We start from the raw sequence: 21,446 nt of genomic DNA on the forward strand, positions 1-21,446 counted from the left end.
GATGACGGAATTAAAAGGAGCTTTGATCGGTTGCGGCTTCTTTGCGATAAACCAGATGCATGCCTGGAATGACGTTCGAGGTGCCGGCATTGTCGCGATCTGCGATCGCGACCCAGAGCGGCTGAAGCTCGTCGGCGATCAGTTCGGCATCAATCGCCGCTACGGCGATGCCGAGGCGTTGTTCGCCGATGGCGGTTTTGATTTCGTCGACATTGCCACGACCGTCCAAAGTCACCGTACCCTCGTCGAAATGGCGGCCGCGAACAAGGTGCCGGCCATCTGCCAGAAGCCGTTCGCCAAGACCTTGTCGGATGCGAAGGCGATGGTCGAGGCGTGCCGCAATGCCGGCATACCGCTAATGGTGCACGAGAACTTTCGCTGGCAGACGCCGATCCAGGCGGTGCGGAAGACGCTGGAGGCCGATGCCATCGGCACGCCCTTCTGGGGCCGTTTCTCCTTCCGTTCGGCCTACGACGTCTTTTCCGGTCAGCCCTATCTCGCCGAGGGCGAACGGTTCATCATTGAAGACCTTGGCATCCATACGCTCGATATCGCGCGCTATATCCTTGGCGACGTTCGATCGCTCACGGCCCGCACCAAGCGGGTCAATCCCATCATCAAGGGCGAGGATGTCGCGACCATTCTGCTCGATCACGAAAACGGCGCCACGTCGGTCGTCGACGTCAGCTACGCCACCAAGCTTTCCAGGGAGCCATTCCCCGAGACCTTGATCGAGCTCGACGGTTCGGAAGGCACGATCCGCCTGACCCAGGGTTACGGCCTCGAAGTCACCAACGCCAAGGGCACCACGACCACGGACGTGTCTCCGAAGCTGTTGTCATGGGCCTCGCGGCCCTGGCACAACATCCAGGAGAGCGTCTATACGATCCAGCAGCATTGGGTCGATCAGTTGGAACGCGGCGCGGAACACTCGACGTCAGGGGCTGACAATCTGAAAACTTTTGCGCTCGTCGAGGCCGCCTATGACAGTGCGGCCAGGGGACAGACGATCGATGTCGGAGCGATGCTGCGATGACGGTCGATGCGTTCCAGCTCTACGGCACTCGCCTCGTCGAAACGCCGCCGATTCGGCTGAGAGCGGGAAAACTGGAAGCCGATCTCGCCAACGGCAACCTCCGCACCATCCGCTACGACGGGACCGAGGTGCTGCGAGCGATTTCCTATCTCGTTCGCGACCGGGACTGGGGCACCTACAGCCCTGAAATCACCGATCTCCGCATCGAGCAGAGTGACGATCGCTTCGAGGTCGCCTATCTCGCCCGCTGCGAGGGACCCGACGATACCAGGCTTGTCATTGACGTTCGCATCAGCGCAACTGCGGACCGGCTCGACTTCGAGGCTGAGGCCATCGCCTCGACCGGCTTCGAGACCAACCGCTGCGGCTTCTGCATTCTGCACCCGATCGTCGGTTTGGCAGGTTCACCGGCGACGGTCGAGCATGTCGACGGGGAGGTCGTAGCAACACGGTTTCCCGATCTCATTGAGCCCTGGCAGCCGTTCAAGGACATGCGCGCCATCACCCACCTGGTCATGCCTGACGTTCAGGCGGAATGCCGGATGGAGGGCGACACCTTTGAAATGGAAGATCAAAGGAACTGGTCGGACGCATCCTATAAGACATATGTCAGGCCGCTCGCCCTGCCCTGGCCCTACCAGATTGCCGCCAATCAGCCTGTCCGGCAAAAGACGTCGCTTGTTATCAGGGATATCAGCGGTGCCCCACGGCATCCTCCGGCTGGGGTGTCAGTCAGCGCCATAAAACTCGAGCTCGGTGCGCGCACCGGCACCATGCCGAATATCGGCGTGATCATTACACCCGAAGAGGCCGATGCGACCCTATCGGCAAAGTCCGTCCTGACGGAGATCGCTCCTCAGGAACTCCTCTTCCATTTCGACCCGAGTGCCGGGCACGGCGTCGACGCGCTCAGGCGGTTCGCAGCAATCGCGACGGCCCATCGCGGCTGCTCGACGTTGGAGATCGCCCTTCCCTGCAAATCAGTCCCGGCGAGCGAGACCGCCGAGATCGCCCGCCAGTTGCAGCTGGCGGAATTCAAGCCGGATGCGATCATGATCTCGCCTTCGGTCGACCGGCAGTCGACGCCGCCCGGCAGCACCTGGCCGGATTGCCCGCCTTTGGATGAAGTCTATACCGCCGCTCGCGCTGCCTTTCCCGGCATTCGCATTGGCGGCGGCATGCTGAGCTATTTCACCGAGCTCAACCGGAAGCGTGTCCCGGATGGACAGCTCGACTTCGTCAGCCACTGCACCAATCCGATCGTGCATGCGGCCGACGATCTCAGCGTCATGCAGACATTGGAAGCCCTGCCCTTCGTCACCCGGTCTGTGCGTGCGATCTACGGCGACAAGCCCTACCGCATCGGCCCGTCGACGATCCCGATGCGGCAAAACCCCTATGGCAGCCGCACGATGGACAATCCGTCCGGCTCTCGCATACCCATGGCCAACCGCGACCCACGCCACAATGGACGCTTCGCGGAGGCTTTTGCATTCGGTTACGCGATACGGGTGCTGGATGCCGATCTGGAATGCCTGACGCTATCGGCCCTGACCGGTCCGTTCGGTTTGATCGCCGGTCCGGCGGAACCGACCGAACAAGGCGGCCGGCGCTCGCTGTTCAACACCATGCGGACACTCTCCGCTTTGACTGGTGCATCCTGGCAGGAATGCGTCTCCTCCTCACCCTCTGAGGTCCTGTCTTTCGTTGCAAGGGATACTACAGGCGCCAGGCTGTACGTCGTCAATCTGACGAGCAAAGAGAGAAAGGTCGATTGCAGCGCATGCGGGCCGACCGGCAAGGACTCAAGCGGGGATCTGCTGCTTGCCCCATTGGCTGTCGCCGTCTTGCCGCTGCAGCGCGACGTGCTGGCGGATTGACCTCCAGCGGTGCTGCTGCATCTATGCGATCGGGAACTCGCTCTCGGGAGGATCGATGTGAAGACGAAGAAGCTTATCAATTCCGGCGCCGATGCCGTCGATGAGATGCTGCAGGGGGTCCTGGCGGCCCATCCGCGCCATCTCTACGCGGTAGAGGACATGCCCCGCGCGATCGTCGCCAGAAACGGGCCGCGCAAGGGCAAGGTCGGATTGGTCATCGGTGGTGGCTCCGGGCACGAACCGACATTTCTGGGGTTCGTCGGCAAGGGGCTTGCAGACGCGGCCGCAATCGGCAACGTCTTCGCGTCGCCGCCGCCCGATCCGATTATCGCCTGCGCCATGGCGGTCGACGGCGGCGCCGGTGTGCTGTTCATGTATGGCAATTATGCCGGCGACGTGATGAACTTCGACATGGCAGCCGAGATGCTGGCACTTGACGAGATCGAGGTACGCACCGTCCTGACCACGGATGACGTGGCGTCTGCTCCTCCCGATCAAAGGGACAGACGACGGGGCGTGGCGGGCAACGTCTTCATCTTCAAGGCCGCCGGCGCCGCCTGCGATCTTCTCTACTCGTTTGACGATGTCGAGCGCGCCGCCCGCCATGCCAATGCGCGAACCTATACGATGGGTGTCGCGCTTTCCCCATGTTCGCTGCCCCAGACCCTCCGGCCGAACTTTCTGATCGGCGAAGGGGAAATGGAGATCGGAATGGGCATCCACGGGGAGCCTGGCGTGGCGCGCGAGCCGCTGAGGCCGGCCGACGCGGTGACGGACGAACTCATGGACAGCATTCTTCGCGAAATGAACGCAGACCGGGGCGATCGTGTCGCCGTGCTCGTCAACTCGCTGGGTTCGACCCCGATGATGGAACTCTACATCATGATGCGGCGCGTGAAGTCCCGGCTCGACGATGCCGGGCTCATCCTCCATACGTCGCTCGTCGGGAATTACTGCACCTCGCTCGAAATGGCCGGCGCGTCGATCACGGTCATGCATCTTGACGACGAGCTTCAGCGATTGATCGACCACCCCTGTGATTGCGCGATGTTTGCGAGGTGATCAATGACGTTTACGACCGAAGACCTGCAGCGCTTGTTTGCCGGGATTGCCGAGGATATTGCGGCGGAACGGGATCATCTTTGCGAACTGGACGGCGCCATCGGCGATGGGGATCACGGCCTTGCCATGGATGCGGGCTGCCAGGCCGCGGCGAAAGCGGTCGGCGAACTTGACGCCGGGATTGCCCCGACAACCGCATTCAACGTCGCGGCAAAGGCATTCCTGAATGCGGTCGGCGCTTCGTCCGGGCCGCTATATGCCACGGCCTTCATGCGCGCCGGAGCAGCCGCCAAAGGCAAGCAGACATTGAGCGATGATGACTTCCTCAGCGTCTTTGCGGCAATGGCGCAAGGAATCCAGGAACGCGGAAAGGCCGAACCCGGAGAAAAGACGATGGTTGACGCCTGGAAGCCCGCAGCCGACGCAGCACTCGATGCCCGGCGGTCGGGAAAGCCCCTCCCCCAATGCTTCGAGGCAGCGGAGCGGGCAGCGCGGACAGGCTGCGAAGCGACCAGCAACATGACGGCGACCAAGGGACGGGCTTCGCGATTGGGGGATCGTGTGATCGGGCACATCGATCCTGGCGCCGCGTCCGCCGTCATCATCATCTCCGCCATGGCCAAATTTGCTCAGCATCACGATGGTTGGGCCGTGAACTCATAAATCTGCTGGACTGATAGCCTGACAGAGTCCGCTATGCCCCAATGGCCGACGCGTTGCTGCGTAGCAGCGAGACGATGCTATGTGCCAAAAGCGGAATTGCCGATCAAGCAGGCTTGCGGCTGCCGGCTTACCAGCCGAGATCACCAAAACTGAAGGCATCACCGATCATGGTATCCTGACGTTGATATGACCATTATGCCGATCCGGTCTTGCCGCGTTTGCCTGCAGGGAACATACCTAACCTCACAAAGCGGTATTTCCAACGGATGTCGGACTAGAGGAGCCCATGAAATGGATCTGCAGCTCACTGGCAAAAAGGCACTGGTAACCGGCTCGACTCGGGGGATTGGGCTTGCCATCGCTGAGCGTCTTGCGTTGGAGGGAGCCGACGTCGCGATTTGTGCCCGCAGCGGCGACGCCGTTGAGGACGCGGTCAAGGCCCTAGAATCCAAGGGAGGCAAGGCCTGGGGCCGGTCGGTTGACGTCAAAGACCCAGCGGCACTTCGGAGCTGGGTTGAAAGCGCTGCGGCGGCGCTTGGCGGTGTCGACATTTTGGTGGCAAATGCCAGCGCCCTATCTTTCGGGCTTAGTATCGAGGCGTTCCAGTCAGCCTTCGACGTCGATCTGATCCACACTGTGACGGCAGTTGAGGCGGTTATGCCGCACCTTGAGCGATCCCGAGCGGGGAGCATCGTCGCCATTGGCTCGATTGGGGGAGTCGAGGATTCAGAACTCAATGCTTACACAGAGGTGTCCTATGGCGCCATAAAGGCTGCGCTGCACTTTTACATCAAGTCGCTCGCCCGGACCGTCGCGCCCAAGGGTATCCGAGCCAATGTCGTCAGCCCCGGTTCGACGTTCTTTGACGGTGGTGCCTGGGATCGGATCAAGAGCGAGCAACCCGAAGATTTTCGTAATGCGGTTGCCATGATCCCGATGGGCCGCATGGCGAGGCCCGAGGAGATCGCCAACGTCGTCGCATTCACGGCGAGCCCAGCGGCGAGCTACGTCACCGGCGCCAATCTGGTGGTTGACGGCGCCTTCACGCGACGCATCTAAGCTGACGTGTCACACGTGGTGACGCCGTTTGGATTAGAGAGCTGGCTCGCCAGCAAAGAGCATGGGCGAACATTCCGCCGAAACGAAATCGCAAAGACCCGATCTGCTTCAGCCCCTATCTCTATCGCGCACGCAACGGATCGAACGGTTCTTCAACAAAATTAAGCAATGTAGGCGTGTCGCGACCAGATACGCCAAACTCGCGGCCAACTATCTGGCGTTCGTCAAACTCGCATCAATCCGAATTTGGCTACGCGGTAATGAGTCCACGCCGTAGCTCATCGCGCCAGTTCCTATCTGCAATGGGCCTCGCTCGGCACCAGAACAACGGGCGAAGTCTTCTTTCGAAACCGCCAAGGTTCATTTCTTCGACCGAAAGACGCAAAAGCATTTGAGTGCCTGAACACCACGCGCGTAAAGCAGGTTCGTTGAACGCTGAACGGAATTTGCCCTTGCAGACGACATGGTGACTTGTACTCTCTACTCTTGCCAATAGGCTGTTGGTCGGAGACGAGGTAGCCAGGACATGCACATTCGAAGGGCCGTTTCTGCTGACGCGGAGGAGCTGAGCAGTCTCCTGAACGAGATCATCCGGGCCGGCGGAACAACCGCACTCGAGACACCGCTTTCGGCTGCCGAGTTCGCGGACTGGTTCATCGATGGCGAGTTTCCTCTTACCTGCCATGTTGCAGAGCACGATCAGTCACTCGTCGGTTTTCAGTCGCTGAGCTTATACGGCGATCCGCCAAAAGGGTTCGCCGACATTGCGACCTTTGCCCGCATGAACCCAAGGACCGCAGGCGTCGGCAGCGCACTTTTTCCTGCAACCCGAGCGGCAGCGGAAGAGCTCGGGCTCGAATTCATCAATGCCACCATTCGCGCCGACAACGTCAGCGGCCTTGGCTATTACGCAAAGATGGGCTTCGAGACCTATGATCGACTGGTCCAGGTTCCGCTTCAGGACGGTACACCCGTCGACAGGATCAAGAAGCGTTTCAGAGTAGACACTAGGCACCGCGCGATACCCGACGCCTGAAACGTGTCGATGGCGCTGGGGAGTGCTTGGCATCCAAGGGCCGATGCCGCCTCTTTGCAGGCCACACTTTGATGTGCGGCGAAGAAGCTAAATTCTGCAGCCTGTGGAACATTAACCCCATGAAGTGACACCGTACTTTTCCTACATGGAAGCTAAATAACACTTACCTTCCGTCATAGGCTTCCTTGTCAAGTAAGACTATCCACCATCCATAAGGATCAGGAACCGGGATAGAGATGGATTTGGAGCCGCAAAGACGTAAAAAGGGAACAGGTCAAAGCCATGCCCGGAGTTTCCTCATGCCGACTGCGATGTTCACGGCCGACGAATTGGCGGTAGTCCGCCGCGCTTACGCCCATCAGGTGGTGGCAACCGCCGCCACGACGAACCCGCGGATCGAAGCTGCCTTTGCCACCGTCCCGCGCGAAAAATTTCTCGGTCCGCCGCCATGGCAGATCGCCAATCTAGGCGGCGGATATCGCCCCCTCCCCTCCTCCGACGTGGTTCTGGCCTATCAGGACGTGCTCTTCGCCCTGCAGTCCGACAAGGGTGTCAACAACGGTAGCCCCTCACTGCATGCCCGGCTCCTGGCAGAGCTGGACGTACAAATCGGCGACCGTATCGCCCATATCGGTGCAGGCACCGGCTACTATAGCGCCATTCTCGCAGAGTTGGTCGGCGCTTCTGGTCATGTCTATGCCGTCGAGATGGATCCGGATCTGGCCGCCCACGCTCAAGCAGCGCTTGCGGATCGTGCCAATGTCAGCGTCATCAACGCCGACGGCAGTCAATGGCCGCAGCAAGAGGTGGATGCGATCTATGTGAATTTCGCCGTCGCGCGGCCTGCTGAACCCTGGATCGAAAGACTGCGGCCTGGAGGGCGTCTGGTGCTGCCGCTCGGCGTGCCGCGCCAGGACCGACCGTCGAAAGGCGGCCGTCACGCGTCCCATGGCGCTGCACTTCGTATCGTGCGCGGCGAGGGTGGATTTGCGGCGCGTTGGATCGGCGTAGCCTATTTCGTCTGCGCCAACGGTGGATTGTCAATCGACGATAACGAGATCGAGGCGCTGACCGCCGCCTTCAGACGCGGCGGCATCGAATTCGTCAAGAGCCTGCTCTGGAAGACGGACCCGCGGATAGGGCGCTGCTGGCATATCGGCGACCAATGGGCGCTCTGCTATGACGACGTCTGAGGAATCCGCGCCGGTTCCGCAAGACTGAGAGGCCCATCTCTATAGGGAACGAAAGCAATGCGGCGCGCGGCGGCATCGAAGAGCTTGACGTCCTCGACACCATTCTTCTTTCGACCGGCGCGATCAGCTAGCCGCACTTCTGACCACGATGACGGCGCAACTCTCAAGCACCCGGCGTAAGGCACAGGCGGCAACACGCTCGGAGCGCCGGCCTCGGATCTCGCGATCTCGAGGGTTAGTCCAGACCCACCACCGGCACCCTTCCCTGCCCGGTGCTGGAGGGCCGGCTGCGGAAATCACCATCCATCCTCTCTCGAATTCAGCAAGCGCGCGGCAAGGATCCGAGCCACCGCATACCGACTGAGATCGAGACCGGATTGGGTGCCGACGGCGTAATGAAGGGCAGCGGCCGGCGTGCGTCAGATATGGTGCACCAACATTTGACTTGATCCGCTCTAATAGACTGGAACGACATGACCAAGGCATTCGGCGCTTCCTCCTGGAAGGCGCCGCGCAGACCGGAGGCAGATGCCAGTAAGCGGTGGCGACCGCGCCATCGTCGATCGTGGCGCTCTTGGCGCGCGGCTTGTTCACAAGCGGTCTCACGAGACAACCACGCGGCTCTTCTGCTGGAGTCGATGCGGCGGTCGCGACATAAACCGGCGACGCAGACATCCCATCGCCGGCCCAAGCCTCCTCGACCTCGACAAATCTCGAGAGGTCGGATCGACACGAATGGAAGGCGGGGATGCGTTGCCTGTCCGACGACGGGTTGCCAGAATGGCAAAAGCCCGGCGCGGGAGAGATGCGCCGGGCTTCGATAGTGACCGACAGCCTGGGAGGAGAAGTGCTGTCCGTCGGACCGAAGCGGCTAGGAGGGGAAAGCGCTTCGGTCCGTCACGAGGTAATGTCGCAATGCGGCAAATTCAAGCCTGACGGCTGAGCGGATTTCGCAGAGGAGGTGCCAGGCGGGTACGGCTTGCTTTCACGCGGTCAGCGCCAGGCGTGGCGTTGTCCGCGGACAACTTGGCGAGCACCGACCCGGGCGGACGCGGGTCTCCGGCCTTCAGCCGGCTGACCTGCGCCACCCCGAATTGCTAGATGAGAGCATCGGGCATCGCGCTGCTGGTGGGCCAGCATCCAGACGTGAGAACAGAGGTTCGCAATGGTCGACGACAATGCGCAATGGAGCTGCCTCGCCTAGCCTTTCGTTCGCTCAAGGGCGCGGCCTCGCATGTCTCCACCTGACCGACGGCCGAATTGGCCGAGATATCGAACATGGCGATCGCCAAGCTCGCCGATCCGCACCGACGACCAACAACGGCGACGACATTCAACTATCCGCCCTGGCACATGCGGATCCCGACGCCGGCTCTCAGCCATCCGCTGCATCATTCGAAGCTTCGGCCCCCGACCACAAAACCCCAGGAAAGAGGACCAACCGATATAGCTTGGACGGACGAGCCGATCGATGCAGCTCGGGCTCATAGGACGCCAGATTGGCAGCCCTCACGTGCTGCCCCTCTCCAGCTTCTCCTAAGACGCGCCGCAGGGGCTCGAATGACGGAGCCGCCGCCCACCGATCTGCTCGGACCGAAGCATTGCTATCAGCCAAACAGCCTAACGCCGTGTGACGGGCCTCGATTGCCGCCTCGTCAACGAGACGCAAAAGCGGCGACAATAGCACCGCGGCGGCGCTGCCATCCTGGTCGCGGATCCCATTCGGAGAGTGAAGCCGCAGCGCGCATTCTCCTTGAATGGGTGCAATTCTGCTCTCCATCAAACCGGTGGCAGGCTCTGGGGAACGCGATCCTGTCGGCAGACCCGACAGGGCTCTTCGGAAGCGCTGGAGCCGAATACCTCCACGCCTGCTCGGCGAGGCGCAGGAGGCCGCTGCTCTACGACACCAGGCAGAGCCATCGAGGCGGCTACAGTGCCGCAAGGTCACAGCATCCATCAGTAGCGCGATATCAGGGATATTTTCCCGGCCGCGCAAACCAATTGCCGCGGGTACCAGTTCATGTGCAAACGACCTGACAGCTGCCGGGCTGATCAACCGGTTGTCCGCGGACAACGGCACGATCGGGCGATAGCTGGCCTGCGGAGGTTCCTGGATTCCCCTGAGGGAAGACTGGAGGAACGACTGTCCTGCCGTCATTAAAGCCGCGCCTTCCATGTGATGGCCGACCGACCGAACGTCGTCGCATCCGACTTTTCACGAGATCGAGCGGAAGGATCACGCGACAGGGGAGGGGATGCCTTTCGACCCGACGGAATCGGGAGCTCAATGCCGAGGCTTTCCGACGTATTAGCCCGTTGTTCAAACGGGCGGTCACCGATATCGGCCGACCGTCCGTCAGCGCACATGCCCCAGCGACAACTATCGCCGATCTGCTTTCGGTGGCGAGCTGAGCGCATGTGGGGCAGGCAGCATCGAGTTCGCCTTACCTGGGATAGCCGGCCGTCACGCCATGGCGCGCCGCCATATCAGATAGGGCGGCGCCCGCCTTCGATGCACGTTATTTGATGACGTGTGGATCCTCGCTCTCTGGCAATATGGAAGACCTGCGTTAATCCCGGCCGATATGCCGGTGGATGATCTCCTGCCTCCAAAAGGGATGCGCGAGATACCCAGCAATGAACTGCCCGAGCAGCGCCTCCAGTCGCGGTCGGGGAGGGGCCGTCGATGGCACATAGCGCCAGGCTGTGAGCTGGCCGACGTCCCGAGCAACGCGCGCACTAAGTCTCCGCCACATTGCCACGCAGTTCCTTTCGCGTGGCGACTTGGTCGATGCGCGTTCTGCCGATTGCCGACACGCTATCAAGCAACCGCCGTCGCCATCGAGATCGCGTCCGCGGGCAGGTCACCATCTAGGTCGCGACGACGCTTTGCCATGCGGCGCGCCGAGCGAAAGCAATCAGCTCGCAGGGGTCCGTCTTGCATTTGGCCGTTGATAACGCAGACGGCTATTGCAGGCCATTGTCACCGGCGCTATTGTTTTGTCGGGCTTGCTGCACAGCGCGTCGCGGTCGCCGGCATCGGACGGCAGTGGGATTCAGTCCAAGTCGCGCTCTCGATCGGAGCTGCGCCCCGATCTACCGGTCTCGTGGCCCTCAAGCCGCCCCATCGGTAGACTTGCGAAAAGAATCAGCACAACGCAGCAAAGGAACTAAAGGCCGATTTCACTTCCGCAGCCGGAGGTGATTGCAGTAATATCAATGCGTTATAATTTCTAAAACGACTTAAGATCCGTTGCTTAGGCGGTACCGAGCGCAGTGGCTGCGCGACTTGACGTCCCCTCAATCACCTCCAATCCCTGCCGCCTGACCCGGACCGCGGGAACCTGCTGACCTCGCCCCTGCTTAAATGTCCGCAGGAAAGCAACGGCTTGCATCCTTTAGCGGAACCCCGCGTTATCTCCGCACCAGATCGGAGAACATCCTCATGCCAGATGTGCTTCACCTCAAGAAATTCCCCATTGCGGCGACAATCATGGCCGCAGCGATCGGCGCATTTGTCTTGATGCAGGCGACGGAGCGCAGGTCGGCTGCCCCATCTGCGGATGTCGGTCGCTCGAGTGACGATCATGGCCGCAGCGCTAGCACGCCCGAGGCTATTCCCTTCAGCGGCCTTCGCGACGTGTTCTGGCGCGTCTTCCACGAGGTCCTCGCCGACCGGGTCACGCTGATTGCCGCGGGCGTGACCTTCTATCTGCTGCTGGCGCTGTTCCCAGCCATGGCGGCTTTGGTATCACTCTACGGGCTGGTTGCAGATCCGACCACCATATCCGAACATCTTCGCGAATTGGCTGGCCTTCTGCCATCAGGCGCGTTCGATCTTCTTGCCGACCAGATCAAGGAACTCGTCGATCGTCGCGACGCTACGCTCGGCATCACCTTTTTTGTCGGTCTCGGCATCGCCCTCTGGAGCACGCATAGCGGCACGCTGGCGATCTTCGACGCTATGAACGTCGCCTATGAGGAAGAGGAGAAGCGGGGGCTTGTCCGGTTGAACCTGATCGGCCTTTGCTTCACCTTGTGCGCAATGCTTTTGACAATTGTCATGGTGGCGCTCGTCGGGGTCATGCCTGTTGTCCTCTCCTATCTCTGGCTCGATCAATTCAAGGAGCACATGGCCCTTCTCATGCGATGGCCGCTGCTTCTGCTGGTCGTCGCTGTGGCCGTTACATCAGTCTATCGCTTCGGCCCCAGCCGGGAGCCTGCCAAACTCCGGTGGATGACGTGGGGCGCGGCTCTGACCACGGTCGCCTGGACCGCCATGTCTCTCGGCTTCTCCTACTATCTGGATCATTTCGCCAATTACAACGCGACATACGGCACACTCGGCGCACTGATCGGCTTCCTCATCTGGATCTGGCTTTCGGTCGTCATTCTCATCATCGGAGGCGAGCTGAACGCCGAACTGGAGCATCAGACCGCGAAGGACACGACGACGGGAGCGCCGCTGCCGATGGGATCGCGCGGGGCCTATGTCGCCGACACTCTGGGCAAGACCATAAGCTGACCGCGATGATTGCTCCTCTCATATGGTTTTGATGTATTCTGCCATTTCTGCAGTCCCGACACAGGAGACGTTGATGACCGCCCCGCATCCTTCCAAAACCCATATCGGCAATCATGCACTGCATCCCGAGACGCAGATGCTGAACTACGGCTACGATCCCGAACTCTCGGAAGGGGCGGTCAAGCCACCGGTGTTTCTCACCTCCACCTTCGTTTTCAATACAGCCGAGGATGGCCGCGACTTCTTCGATTACGTGTCGGGCCGCCGCGAGCCGCCCGAGGGGAAGGGGGCCGGCCTCGTCTACTCGCGCTTCAACCATCCAAACAGCGAGATCGTCGAAGACAGGCTCGCCGTCTACGAACGGACGGAAAGCGGCGTGCTGTTTTCATCCGGCATGGCGGCGATCGCCACGACTCTGCTCGCCTTCGTCCGGCCGGGGGATGCGATCCTGCATTCGCAGCCGCTCTACGGGGGAACCGAAACATTGCTGGCAAAGACCTTTCTGAACTTCAGCGTCGCCGCCATTGGATTTGCCGACGGCGTCAGCGAAGGATCGGTGCAAAAGGCGGCGGAAGAGGCGATGGCCAAGGGCCGCGTCTCCGTCATCCTGATCGAGACGCCTGCCAATCCGACCAACAGTCTGGTCGATGTCGCGATGATCCGACGCGTGGCCGACATGATTGGTGCAAGACAGGGCCATATGCCGATCATTGTCTGCGACAACACCCTACTCGGACCGGTCTTCCAGCGGCCGATCGAGCACGGCGCCGATATCTCGCTCTATTCGCTGACCAAATATGTCGGTGGTCATTCGGACCTGATCGCCGGCGCCGTTCTTGGTCGCAAGGCGGTGATCAAGCAGATCAAGGCCCTGCGCGGCGCGATCGGCACCCAGCTCGATCCGCATTCCTGCTGGATGCTCGGCCGGTCGCTGGAAACGCTGCAGCTTCGTATGGAACGGGCCAACAGCAATGCCCGGGCCGTTGCCGACTTTCTGCGTGATCACCCAAAGGTCGAGAAGGTTCACTACCTGCCCTACCACGATCCGGAATCGCCGGCCGGCCGGACCTTCATCGCGCAATGCAGCGGCGCCGGCTCCACCTTCTCTTTCGACATTCGCGGCGGTCAGCCAGCCTCGTTCAAATTCCTGAACGCGCTGCAGATCTTCAAGCTCGCGGTCAGCCTCGGCGGCACGGAATCGCTCGCAAGCCACCCGGCAACGATGACGCATTCCGGCGTGCCCGCCGATATCCGCCAGCGGATCGGCGTTCTGGAATCGACGATCCGGCTGTCGATCGGCATCGAACATCCGGATGATCTGGTGGCGGATCTGGAACTGGCGCTGCAGGGCGCCTGATGGGCGGGAGAAATCGATGCCCGGCGGCGCCGGGCATCGTGGGTCACGTCACTTGTCGTCGGTCGTCAGTTCCGTCTCGTCGGTATTCAGCACGAAGACCGCAAGCAGGCGCGCCGGCTTTGTCTTGCTGGCGTTCTTGCTGACGGCGTGATGATCGCCCGGAAATTCGGGAAAGCTTTCGCCTGCTTTATAGACCTTCTCCGGCCCGTCATTCACCTTGCTGGTGATCGCCCCTTCGAGAACGGTGGCGTAGATGAAGGCCGAGGCCGGGTGCGTATGACCGGGCGACGAGCCGCCCGGTGCATATTCGACGAGCACCGCCCGCATGCTCTTGCCGGGAACATTGGGAAGCTTCTGGTCGAAAACGACGCGAACCTTCGCGTCGCCGCCTGCGGCATAAGCCTGAGTGCCGGCGGCAAGGACAATCGCAAGCGCTGCTGCCGAGATCATTTTTTTGAGCATGTCTGGTCTCCTCAGTTGATGGGAATGGGTCGCTTGGCGCCCGGTGTCAGGCGCTCTTCTTCTGGGGCGGCTGCCGGCTCAGCCAATCGTCAAAGCGGATCTGGCCAAGCCGCGCCTTGGCGCCGGTCACGAGCGAATTATCCTCGAGCTCCACGCCGAAGTAGCGGGCATGCGGATCCGCCACCACTTGCCGCGGATCATTCGTCGCCTTGAAGAGACGCGTCACGATTTCGGTGAGGCGGACTTTCTCGGGCCCGCCGATCTCGATCGTGCCGTTCAGAGGCGTGCCGAGCGCCACCTCGGCCATGACGTCGGCGACGTCGTCCGAGGCGATCGGCTGCACATAGGCCGGCGACAGATGCACGCTCTGGCCGACGGTGCCCGACTGGGCGATGCCAGCCATGAATTCATGGAACTGGGTGGAGTGCACGATGGTGTAGGGTATGCCGGAAGTCTTGATCAGCTCTTCCTGGGCCATCTTGGCGCGCATGTAGCCACTGCCCTGCAGCCGCTCCATGCCGACAATCGACAGCGCGATGTGATGCTTGACGCCGGCGGCAGCCCCTGCCTTGAGCAGATTGCGGCCCGACGTCTGGAAGAATTCCAGGACGGCCTTGTCCTCGAACGAGGGTGAGTTTGCGAGATCGAGCACCACCTGTGCTCCAGCGAGCGCTTCCGCCAGGCCTTTGCCGGTAATCGTGTCCACACCCGAGTTCGGCGAAGCCGCCAACACCTCGTGCCCCTTGTTACGCAATCTTTCCACGGTCTTGGAGCCGATGAGGCCAGTGCCGCCGATAACGACGATTTTCATGTTTAGTCTCCTTGTCCTTTACGAGGATGTCCTCTGGTGACCTGAAGGTGAGCAGGCAACTGCTCGGCATGCCCACCGCGTCCCCAATGAGCGAAGCGACTTCATCGGGACCGTCGCCGGTGCGGCCGGTAACCGATGGGCAGGAGGATGCGCCGGATCGCGGTCCCAAACTATTCTTCCTCGGTCGCTCTCACCCTATGCCAACGCAGTAGGCCAGCTGGCCGAAATGGCGGAACATCACGTCAACAGGCATCGGCTTGATAAACCGTTGGGGCAGATGGTCGACCCGGAAGGCAAGGCGTATTCACTGGCCTGCAAGCCGAGGCTTGCGTCATCAATGCTCTCACGATGGAGATAAGAATGATCAAGCGTCTGAACTTCATGGCCCATAAGAACAGCGGCATCGACGGCCTCGTGGCCGTTGAAGGCTGGATTGCCAAAAGCTTCGATCCGAAGTTGCTCGAACTCGTCAAGGTGCGCGTTTCCCAGATGAACGGATGCGCTCACTGCCTGCACATGCACCGCCAGGACGCGCTGAAGCTCGGCGAAACGGATGACCGGCTGCTGCTTTTGAACGCGTGGCGGGAGTCGCAGCTTTTCACCACTCGGGAGCGGGCCGCACTCGCCTGGGCCGAGGCTCTCACTCAGATCGCGAAAAGCCATGCGCCGGATGATGTTTATGAAGAGGCACACGCCAACTTCGCGGATGACGAGCTCGTGGCCCTTTCGATCGGTGTTGCGATGATCAACGCCTGGAACAGGCTGGCGATCGGCTTTCGGCTTCAGCATCCGGCAGATCACAAACGCGCCGCCGCCTGACAGCTGCGTTAGGAATGAGCCTGGCGAAAAGCTTCGCCCGGCTATGCACTGAATTTGGCCCGGGATTGCTGGGCCTCAGCCTTCGACGGGCAATCGCAGTGTCACCACCGTGCCTCGGCCGAGCTCGCTTTCCAGACGGAGATGGCCCCGTGCTTCCCGAACGAATCGATTCACCATCGGCAATCCGAGGCCGCCAAGCCCCGATGCTTTCGTCGTGAAGAACGGATCGCTCGCCCTGCGTAGCACATCTTCTGTCATCCCGAGACCATTGTCCGAAATCCGCAATTCGATCCCGGCTGCGGCGCGTTCGTCGTCGATGGAGGTGGCTATGATTGAAATCACGCCGCCATCCGGCATGGCGTCGCGCGCGTTGAGCAGCAGGTTCATAATGGCGCTTTGCAGCCCTACGCGGCTGCATCGGAAGATCGGAAGCGTCTCGCTGGCATATATCTCGAACGCGATATTGCGATCCCAGGTCGCTTTGGCCAGGGCTTCGATCTCCATCAGGCAAGCCCTGATGTCGACCGGCTCGGCGGCGGCATTGCCGTCGCTCGCAAGGCGCATCGTCTGCTGAACGAGCGTTCCTGCACGCTGAAGCGAAATCCTGGCACTGGCGAAGATCGGCAGGAGGGTAGGGGCCATCTCGATGTCGGGACTGCGTGAAATCATGTTCAGCGCGGAGGTGGCGACCTGGATCAGATTGCCCAGATCGTGGACGACGCCAAATATGCCGTCGGCAGAATTTGCATCGAAGGCAATCGCATCCGGTCGAGTGTGGGAAAAGTAAGCTTCATCAGCGAGGATGTTGGTATCTGACTGCGACATGCTTTGCTCCTCATCCGCTCCAGCAACAGACATGTCGTTCCCGAGCAAATGGAGGCTATGACGCGAGCGGGGTTGTAGTCGATTGGTTCAAGGGTGAGGGAAAGCAATACCGTCGTATGGTCGCGCGCCGGATGCCGTTACCCTATTTTGGTCAGGAAAGCTGGGTAGCCTCGAACATGGCGGTCAGCCCAATGCCTCCGCCGATACCGATCATGGCCAGGCCGGTCGCGCCCGGCGCCCATCCGCTGAGGTCGCGGATCAGCTGGCTGTATAGTCGGGTAACGAGGATTGCGCCGGACGCCCCGAACGGGTGGCCCAAGGCAATCGCTCCGCCGTTCCTGTTGATCGTATCGGCAGGAATATCGAGCTGATCCAGCGATGCCAGAACCTGGGCCGCGAAGGCCTCGTTGAATTCGATGGCATCGATGTCGGAGAGCGAGAGCCCGGACTGACGCTGCAGCAGCTTCCTGGTCGAGGCGACCGGCCCGATACCAAGCAGATTGGGATCCACACCGGCAGCGGCGCTATCGATGAAGGCAAGGCCCTTTTCGATGCCCATGCTTCTCGCCATTGCGCGGCTCATGACAAGTACCAGGCAGGCGCCGTCGTTCAGCGGGCAGGCATTGCCTGCTGTCACCGAACCATCGGCCAGGAAGACCGGCCGGAGGTTTGCGAGCGCCGGGAGGGATGTGGAGGCACGTGGGCATTCGTCCCGTTCGATCTGACCATGGCTGGTGGGAATTTCAACGATCTCGGGCCGAAAGATGCCCGCCTCGGCCGCCTGCACGGCGAGCCGGTGGCTGCGCAGGGCGAATTCATCCTGTCTCTGGCGCGTTATGCCGAACTGCCGCGCGACGTTTTCGGCGGCAATTCCCATTTCCGGATCGCCGATCGTTTCAGGCGAAAACCGGGCGCGCCCGTAAAATCGCGGCGGCATCCCATTCGCCTTTGGTCTTTCGACGCGCCATGGCGCGGTGCTGACACTCTCCACGCCGCCGGCCAGAAAGCACGACCCGCCTTTCGCCTGGATCAGACGGGCTGCGGTGATGATCGCTTCCAGACCCGAGCCGCATTGCCGATCGATAGTCACGCCCGGAACCGCCATGGGCAGACCTGCGGTGAGGGCTGCCAGCCGCGCGATGTTTCCACCGCCACCTGCGGCGTTGCCCACCAGAACGTCGTCTATGGTGTCGGGGGCAATTCCCGTTTCGGAAAGGATCCGATGAATGATCGGCGCAAGCAGGTCTTCCGCCGCGACAGTCGCAAGCGATCCGAAAGCCCGGCCGATCGGCGACCGGTAGGCGGCAACCACGACTGGCTGCCAATCCTCGTCAGGCTGAAAGGCGTAGGACAAGATCGTCTCCAGAAACCACGGCCCGCTCCACTTGCCCCCTCGAGATTTTCCCGCTGCTCGTCATCGGCCAGGACCTTATATGATAGAATTGCTTGGGGATCTTGTACTTCCCGAGCATCTGCGCGCAATGATCGGCCAGGATTTTCGGGTCCATCGTCTCTCCCGAGACAACGGCGACGATCCGTTGGCCGAAATAGGCGTCCGGCAGCCCGAAGACAACGGCATCCTCTACACCGGGGCAGGCCTTGAGCGCACTCTCGACTTCGGCGGGATAAACGTTGTTGCCGCCTGATATCATCATGCCGCCCGCCCTGCCGATCACCCGCAGCATGCCATTGGCATCGAGTTCGCCGAGATCTCCAACCGTCGCTCCGGCTTCTGTGACCCGGAAGGCCTGACCGTCATCGCCCCAGAGATATCCATCCGCGATCAGGTCGCTTCTGACGAATATGGTTCCCGCCACATCGATCCCGACATCCTTTTCATCGGGGTCGCGAATGGAGATTTCCACGCCGGGATAGGCTCGTCCGACCCGGTCGATCGGAAAATCGATCTCGCCGCCCGCGAGGGTCGAGACGGTCATGAAACCAATCTCGGATGCGCCGTAATATTCCCGGATGCGCGCCTTCGGAAACAGGCGGCGCATGGATTCCACACCGTTGACATCGAGCTTTGCGCCGGCAGTGAGGACATCACGCAGGGAGGCCAGGGCCGGTTCACCCGTCCAGGCCCTGGCAATCCCGGCTATATGGGTGGGAACGGCGACCAGCCGTTCGATCCCTTCCGAGAAGAGGGCGCGTGCGACCGCACTAGGCTCCCATTTCCGGACTGAATGGAAGGTTGCCCCGGCATCAAGAGCTTCGACCAGCGCATAAAGCGCCAGGCCATGAGCCAAGGCTCCCGGGCACATTGTCGAGGGGGCGTCTTCGAGCTCGAAAACGACGCGTCCGCGATCGAGGCTCCGGCGCCATTGCTCGCGCGAGCGACAATAGGCTTTCGGCTCGGCAGTGGTCCCCGACGTGAAGCCGATCAGAAAGATCTTATCGGCATCGACCGGCAGCTCGGCTGCACCTTGCGTCGAGGCGAGGTCGAAAGCCTCCGCTCCGGCAGCGATGACGGGAATGCCAAGTCTTCGGGCAATTTCGGCGCTTGGTCCAGCATCGTCGTCGACAATCAAAACGTCAGGCACCAGCCGCTCGATTATGCGTTCGATTCTTTCCGCCGGCATCATCGGGTCGACGACCGCGCAGGCATTTGGGTAGGCGGTGGCCGCCGCAAAATACTCGGCAAAGGCGATATGGTTGCCAAGGCTGAGAGCGGCAAGCTTCTCCACACCGGGCAGATCGAGCGTGCGGCGGTTCGAGCGAGGGAGATCTTGGAGAAAGCGATAAATTGCCTTGGCGCGGACATAGAGCTCGCCATAGCTGAGCGAACGCCCGTCGATCACCAGCGCCGGCTTGTCCGGTGTCTCCGTTGCATGTCGAAGAAGCTGCACATGGATCGGCATGGACACCCGCGGGTTTGAATGATCGGCCGTCAGCCCGGAGACAGAGCGGCTCTGGTCGTTTCGGGAATCGGCGTCGGGCGGCTGTCGGAGAGGCCGACGCAGACCCAGACGAAATGCGCCGATGCGCAATGGGCGCCATCGCGCTGGCGAAAGAGTTCGATCGCAAAGGACAGGCTCGTGCGCCCGATTTTCTCCACGTCCACCTTTGCCTCGACAACATCGTCAAGGTCGATGGGGCTGTGAAAGGTGATCTCCGCCTTCTTCACGTGATAGGCGACGCCGGAGGAAGTGTGGCGGAAATGGCTGAGAATTTGCCGTTGCCGCAGGAACTCGACGACTGCATCCTCGCAATAGTCGAGATAACGGGAATTGTGGACATGACCATAGATGTCGATGTCTCGCATCGAGACCCGGAACGATGCTAAAGGCCTGTCGTCAACGCTCATTCGATCACCGAAAATTCGACGGGGTGATCTAACCGCAGTGTGTGGGGGATGCAATGCAATATCAGGCGGTCGTGCGAAAATTCGGCCCGGCTCAGGATGTCGTCGAACTCGAGCAGGCTGCGCTGCCGCCGCTGCGGCGCGATGAGGTGAGGGTGCGCCTGCTGGCGCGGGCGATCAATCCGTCCGATATCATCACCATATCAGGAGCCTATAGCGGACGCACCACATTGCCCTTCATTCCGGGCTTCGAAGCGTTCGGCGTGATTGAACAGTGCGGTGAAGAGGTTCATGGGCTTTCCCCCGGAACACGCGTGCTGCCGGTGCGCAGCGCCGGCGGCTGGCAGGAATTCAAGGATACCGATCCCGGCTGGTGCCTGCGTGTTCCGGACGAGCTCACCGACTTCGAGGCTGCGACGAGCTACGTCAATCCGATGACGGCCTGGTTGATGCTGCATGCCAAGATCGGGCTGAGGCCGGGCATGCGCATCGCCGTCAATGCCGCCGCCTCTTCGATCGGAGCGATATTGATCGATCTCGCCAACGCCGCAGGGGTGGAGCCGGTCGCCATCGTGCGCAGCGAAGGATCACTTGAGCGCCTGCGCGGCCGGGTCGAGGCTGTCATCATCGATAGGGAAGAAAGCGAAAGCGATCTGGTTGCCGGGCTCGCCGGCCGGCATGGGCTCGACGCAGTGCTCGACTGCGTCGGAGGAGCGCGCGCCGCAGTCCTCGCCGGTGCGCTGCGGCCGGGCGGACGTTTCGTGCATTACGGTCTGCTCTCGGGGCAGAGCATCCCGAATTCATTCTGGGCGTCCCATCCCGATATTTCCTTTTCCTATTTTCACCTTCGGGAATGGGTTCATTCGCAAGCCATGGGCGATGTCCAACAGGCCTATTCCGAGGTTGCGGCGCAGATCGTTTCGAAGGTCATCGCGACCGAGGTGCGCGAGGTGTTTCCTTTGGAAAATGTCAGGCAAGCCCTGCAGTCCGCGCTTCCCTTCCGAACGGGCGGCAAGGTGCTCTTGGCCTGACAGGGCTTCGCCGCTAGGCGTTTTCGTGCCGTAGCCGAGCGATGCTGATTGCCGCATGGTTCTGCTCGGCCCATCCGACCAAGGCTTTCATGGGGATGAGGAAGGATCGCCCCAGCTCCGTCAGTTCATATTCCACGCGAGGCGGAACCTGCGGATAGACGGTGCGCCGCACGAAGCCGTCCTGCTCCAGATGCTTCAGCGTCTTGGACAGCATCTGCTTCGAGATGTCTCCGATTTCACGCAGCAGTTCGTTGAAGCGCTTTTTCTCGTTTTCCAGCGCATCGAGTGTCAACAGGCTCCATTGATCACCGATGCGATCGAGCACGCCTCTGATCGGGCATCCAGCGCCGGGCTGTTGTCTTGGGTCATGCGTCTCTGACACG

At 61.3% G+C, this 21,446-nt stretch carries 18 protein-coding genes and 1 pseudogene; 12 read left to right on the top strand and 7 right to left on the bottom strand.

The genetic code is table 11. The features are described from left to right. The first annotated feature begins 1 nt into the window (after position 1). The 10 genes and pseudogenes from BS629_RS34620 to BS629_RS34670 all read left to right on the top strand — a co-directional run bounded on the left by BS629_RS34620 (position 2) and on the right by BS629_RS34670 (position 13,811). Positions 2 to 1,036 (top strand): Gfo/Idh/MocA family protein, encoded by a 1,035-nt coding sequence (locus tag BS629_RS34620; protein ID WP_018245457.1) that lies wholly within the window; start codon positions 2 to 4, stop codon positions 1,034 to 1,036. Continuing rightward, positions 1,033 to 2,916, top strand: coding sequence for a D-apionate lactonase (apnL, locus tag BS629_RS34625; protein ID WP_018245458.1), 1,884 nt, complete (start codon positions 1,033 to 1,035; stop codon positions 2,914 to 2,916). The genes BS629_RS34620 and apnL overlap by 4 nt, the downstream gene beginning before the upstream one ends. Before the next feature lie 57 nt (positions 2,917 to 2,973). Then, positions 2,974 to 3,978 carry a dihydroxyacetone kinase subunit DhaK gene (locus BS629_RS34630; RefSeq protein WP_018245459.1) on the top strand — a complete coding sequence of 335 codons (1,005 nt, stop codon included), beginning with the start codon at positions 2,974 to 2,976 and terminating at the stop codon, positions 3,976 to 3,978. Positions 3,979 to 3,981: 3 nt separating this feature from the next. Beyond that, positions 3,982 to 4,641 (top strand): dihydroxyacetone kinase subunit DhaL, encoded by a 660-nt coding sequence (gene dhaL, locus BS629_RS34635; protein ID WP_018245460.1) that lies wholly within the window; start codon positions 3,982 to 3,984, stop codon positions 4,639 to 4,641. A 291-nt stretch (positions 4,642 to 4,932) separates the two neighbouring features. After that, the gene (locus BS629_RS34640) at positions 4,933 to 5,700 is read left to right on the top strand and encodes an SDR family NAD(P)-dependent oxidoreductase (protein ID WP_018245461.1); all 768 of its coding nucleotides are present in this window, start codon (positions 4,933 to 4,935) and stop codon (positions 5,698 to 5,700) included. 71 nt (positions 5,701 to 5,771) lie between these two features. Then, a pseudogene (locus BS629_RS34645) lies at positions 5,772 to 5,977 on the top strand (transposase); the annotation flags it as partial. Between the two features lie 249 nt (positions 5,978 to 6,226). Then, complete coding sequence (locus tag BS629_RS34650; RefSeq protein ID WP_018245462.1) at positions 6,227 to 6,736, top strand: GNAT family N-acetyltransferase; 510 nt, start codon at positions 6,227 to 6,229, stop codon at positions 6,734 to 6,736. 299 nt (positions 6,737 to 7,035) lie between these two features. Next, complete coding sequence (locus BS629_RS34655; RefSeq protein WP_018245463.1) at positions 7,036 to 7,929, top strand: protein-L-isoaspartate O-methyltransferase family protein; 894 nt, start codon at positions 7,036 to 7,038, stop codon at positions 7,927 to 7,929. A 3,445-nt stretch (positions 7,930 to 11,374) separates the two neighbouring features. Beyond that, positions 11,375 to 12,454, top strand: coding sequence for a YihY/virulence factor BrkB family protein (locus BS629_RS34665; RefSeq protein ID WP_018245467.1), 1,080 nt, complete (start codon positions 11,375 to 11,377; stop codon positions 12,452 to 12,454). 73 nt (positions 12,455 to 12,527) lie between these two features. After that, complete coding sequence (locus tag BS629_RS34670) at positions 12,528 to 13,811, top strand: cystathionine gamma-synthase family protein (RefSeq protein WP_018245468.1); 1,284 nt, start codon at positions 12,528 to 12,530, stop codon at positions 13,809 to 13,811. Between the two features lie 48 nt (positions 13,812 to 13,859). On the opposite strand, the gene BS629_RS34675 is transcribed toward BS629_RS34670, so the two are convergent. Together BS629_RS34675 and BS629_RS34680 are read right to left on the bottom strand one after the other, a co-directional pair. After that, on the bottom strand, positions 13,860 to 14,273 hold the full coding sequence (locus BS629_RS34675; protein WP_018245469.1) for a cupin domain-containing protein: 414 nt from the start codon (positions 14,271 to 14,273) through the stop codon (positions 13,860 to 13,862). Positions 14,274 to 14,319: 46 nt separating this feature from the next. Continuing rightward, positions 14,320 to 15,084: an SDR family oxidoreductase gene (locus tag BS629_RS34680; protein WP_018245470.1), complete on the bottom strand. Its 765-nt coding sequence runs from the start codon at positions 15,082 to 15,084 to the stop codon at positions 14,320 to 14,322. Positions 15,085 to 15,444: 360 nt separating this feature from the next. On the opposite strand from BS629_RS34680, the gene BS629_RS34685 reads away from it, so the two are divergent. Next, positions 15,445 to 15,903 (top strand): carboxymuconolactone decarboxylase family protein, encoded by a 459-nt coding sequence (locus BS629_RS34685; protein WP_018245471.1) that lies wholly within the window; start codon positions 15,445 to 15,447, stop codon positions 15,901 to 15,903. A 75-nt stretch (positions 15,904 to 15,978) separates the two neighbouring features. Here the strand turns inward: BS629_RS34685 and BS629_RS34690 are convergent, their stop codons facing one another. The 4 genes from BS629_RS34690 to BS629_RS34705 all read right to left on the bottom strand — a co-directional run bounded on the left by BS629_RS34690 (position 15,979) and on the right by BS629_RS34705 (position 20,035). Next, a complete protein-coding gene (locus BS629_RS34690) occupies positions 15,979 to 16,728 on the bottom strand; it encodes a sensor histidine kinase (RefSeq protein WP_018245472.1) in 750 nt (249 codons plus the stop codon). Positions 16,729 to 16,879: 151 nt separating this feature from the next. Then, on the bottom strand, positions 16,880 to 18,082 hold the full coding sequence (locus tag BS629_RS34695) for a thiolase family protein (protein ID WP_018245473.1): 1,203 nt from the start codon (positions 18,080 to 18,082) through the stop codon (positions 16,880 to 16,882). Continuing rightward, positions 18,060 to 19,589, bottom strand: a complete 1,530-nt coding sequence (locus BS629_RS34700) for a class I adenylate-forming enzyme family protein (protein WP_026188673.1) — start codon at positions 19,587 to 19,589, stop codon at positions 18,060 to 18,062. Before BS629_RS34700 ends, BS629_RS34695 begins: the two co-directional genes overlap by 23 nt. A 29-nt stretch (positions 19,590 to 19,618) precedes the next feature. Further along, the gene (locus tag BS629_RS34705) at positions 19,619 to 20,035 is read right to left on the bottom strand and encodes an acyl-CoA thioesterase (RefSeq protein WP_018245475.1); all 417 of its coding nucleotides are present in this window, start codon (positions 20,033 to 20,035) and stop codon (positions 19,619 to 19,621) included. Between the two features lie 53 nt (positions 20,036 to 20,088). Between BS629_RS34705 and BS629_RS34710 the strand changes: the two genes are divergently transcribed. Beyond that, on the top strand, positions 20,089 to 21,063 hold the full coding sequence (locus BS629_RS34710) for a zinc-dependent alcohol dehydrogenase family protein (protein WP_026188674.1): 975 nt from the start codon (positions 20,089 to 20,091) through the stop codon (positions 21,061 to 21,063). Between the two features lie 13 nt (positions 21,064 to 21,076). On the opposite strand, the gene BS629_RS34715 is transcribed toward BS629_RS34710, so the two are convergent. Beyond that, positions 21,077 to 21,445 carry a winged helix-turn-helix transcriptional regulator gene (locus BS629_RS34715; RefSeq protein ID WP_018245477.1) on the bottom strand — a complete coding sequence of 123 codons (369 nt, stop codon included), beginning with the start codon at positions 21,443 to 21,445 and terminating at the stop codon, positions 21,077 to 21,079. Position 21,446: the final 1 nt, after the last annotated feature.

Origin of the sequence: Rhizobium leguminosarum bv. viciae USDA 2370, assembly GCF_002008365.1 — a bacterium.
Taxonomy (GTDB): Bacteria; Pseudomonadota; Alphaproteobacteria; order Rhizobiales; family Rhizobiaceae; genus Rhizobium; species Rhizobium leguminosarum.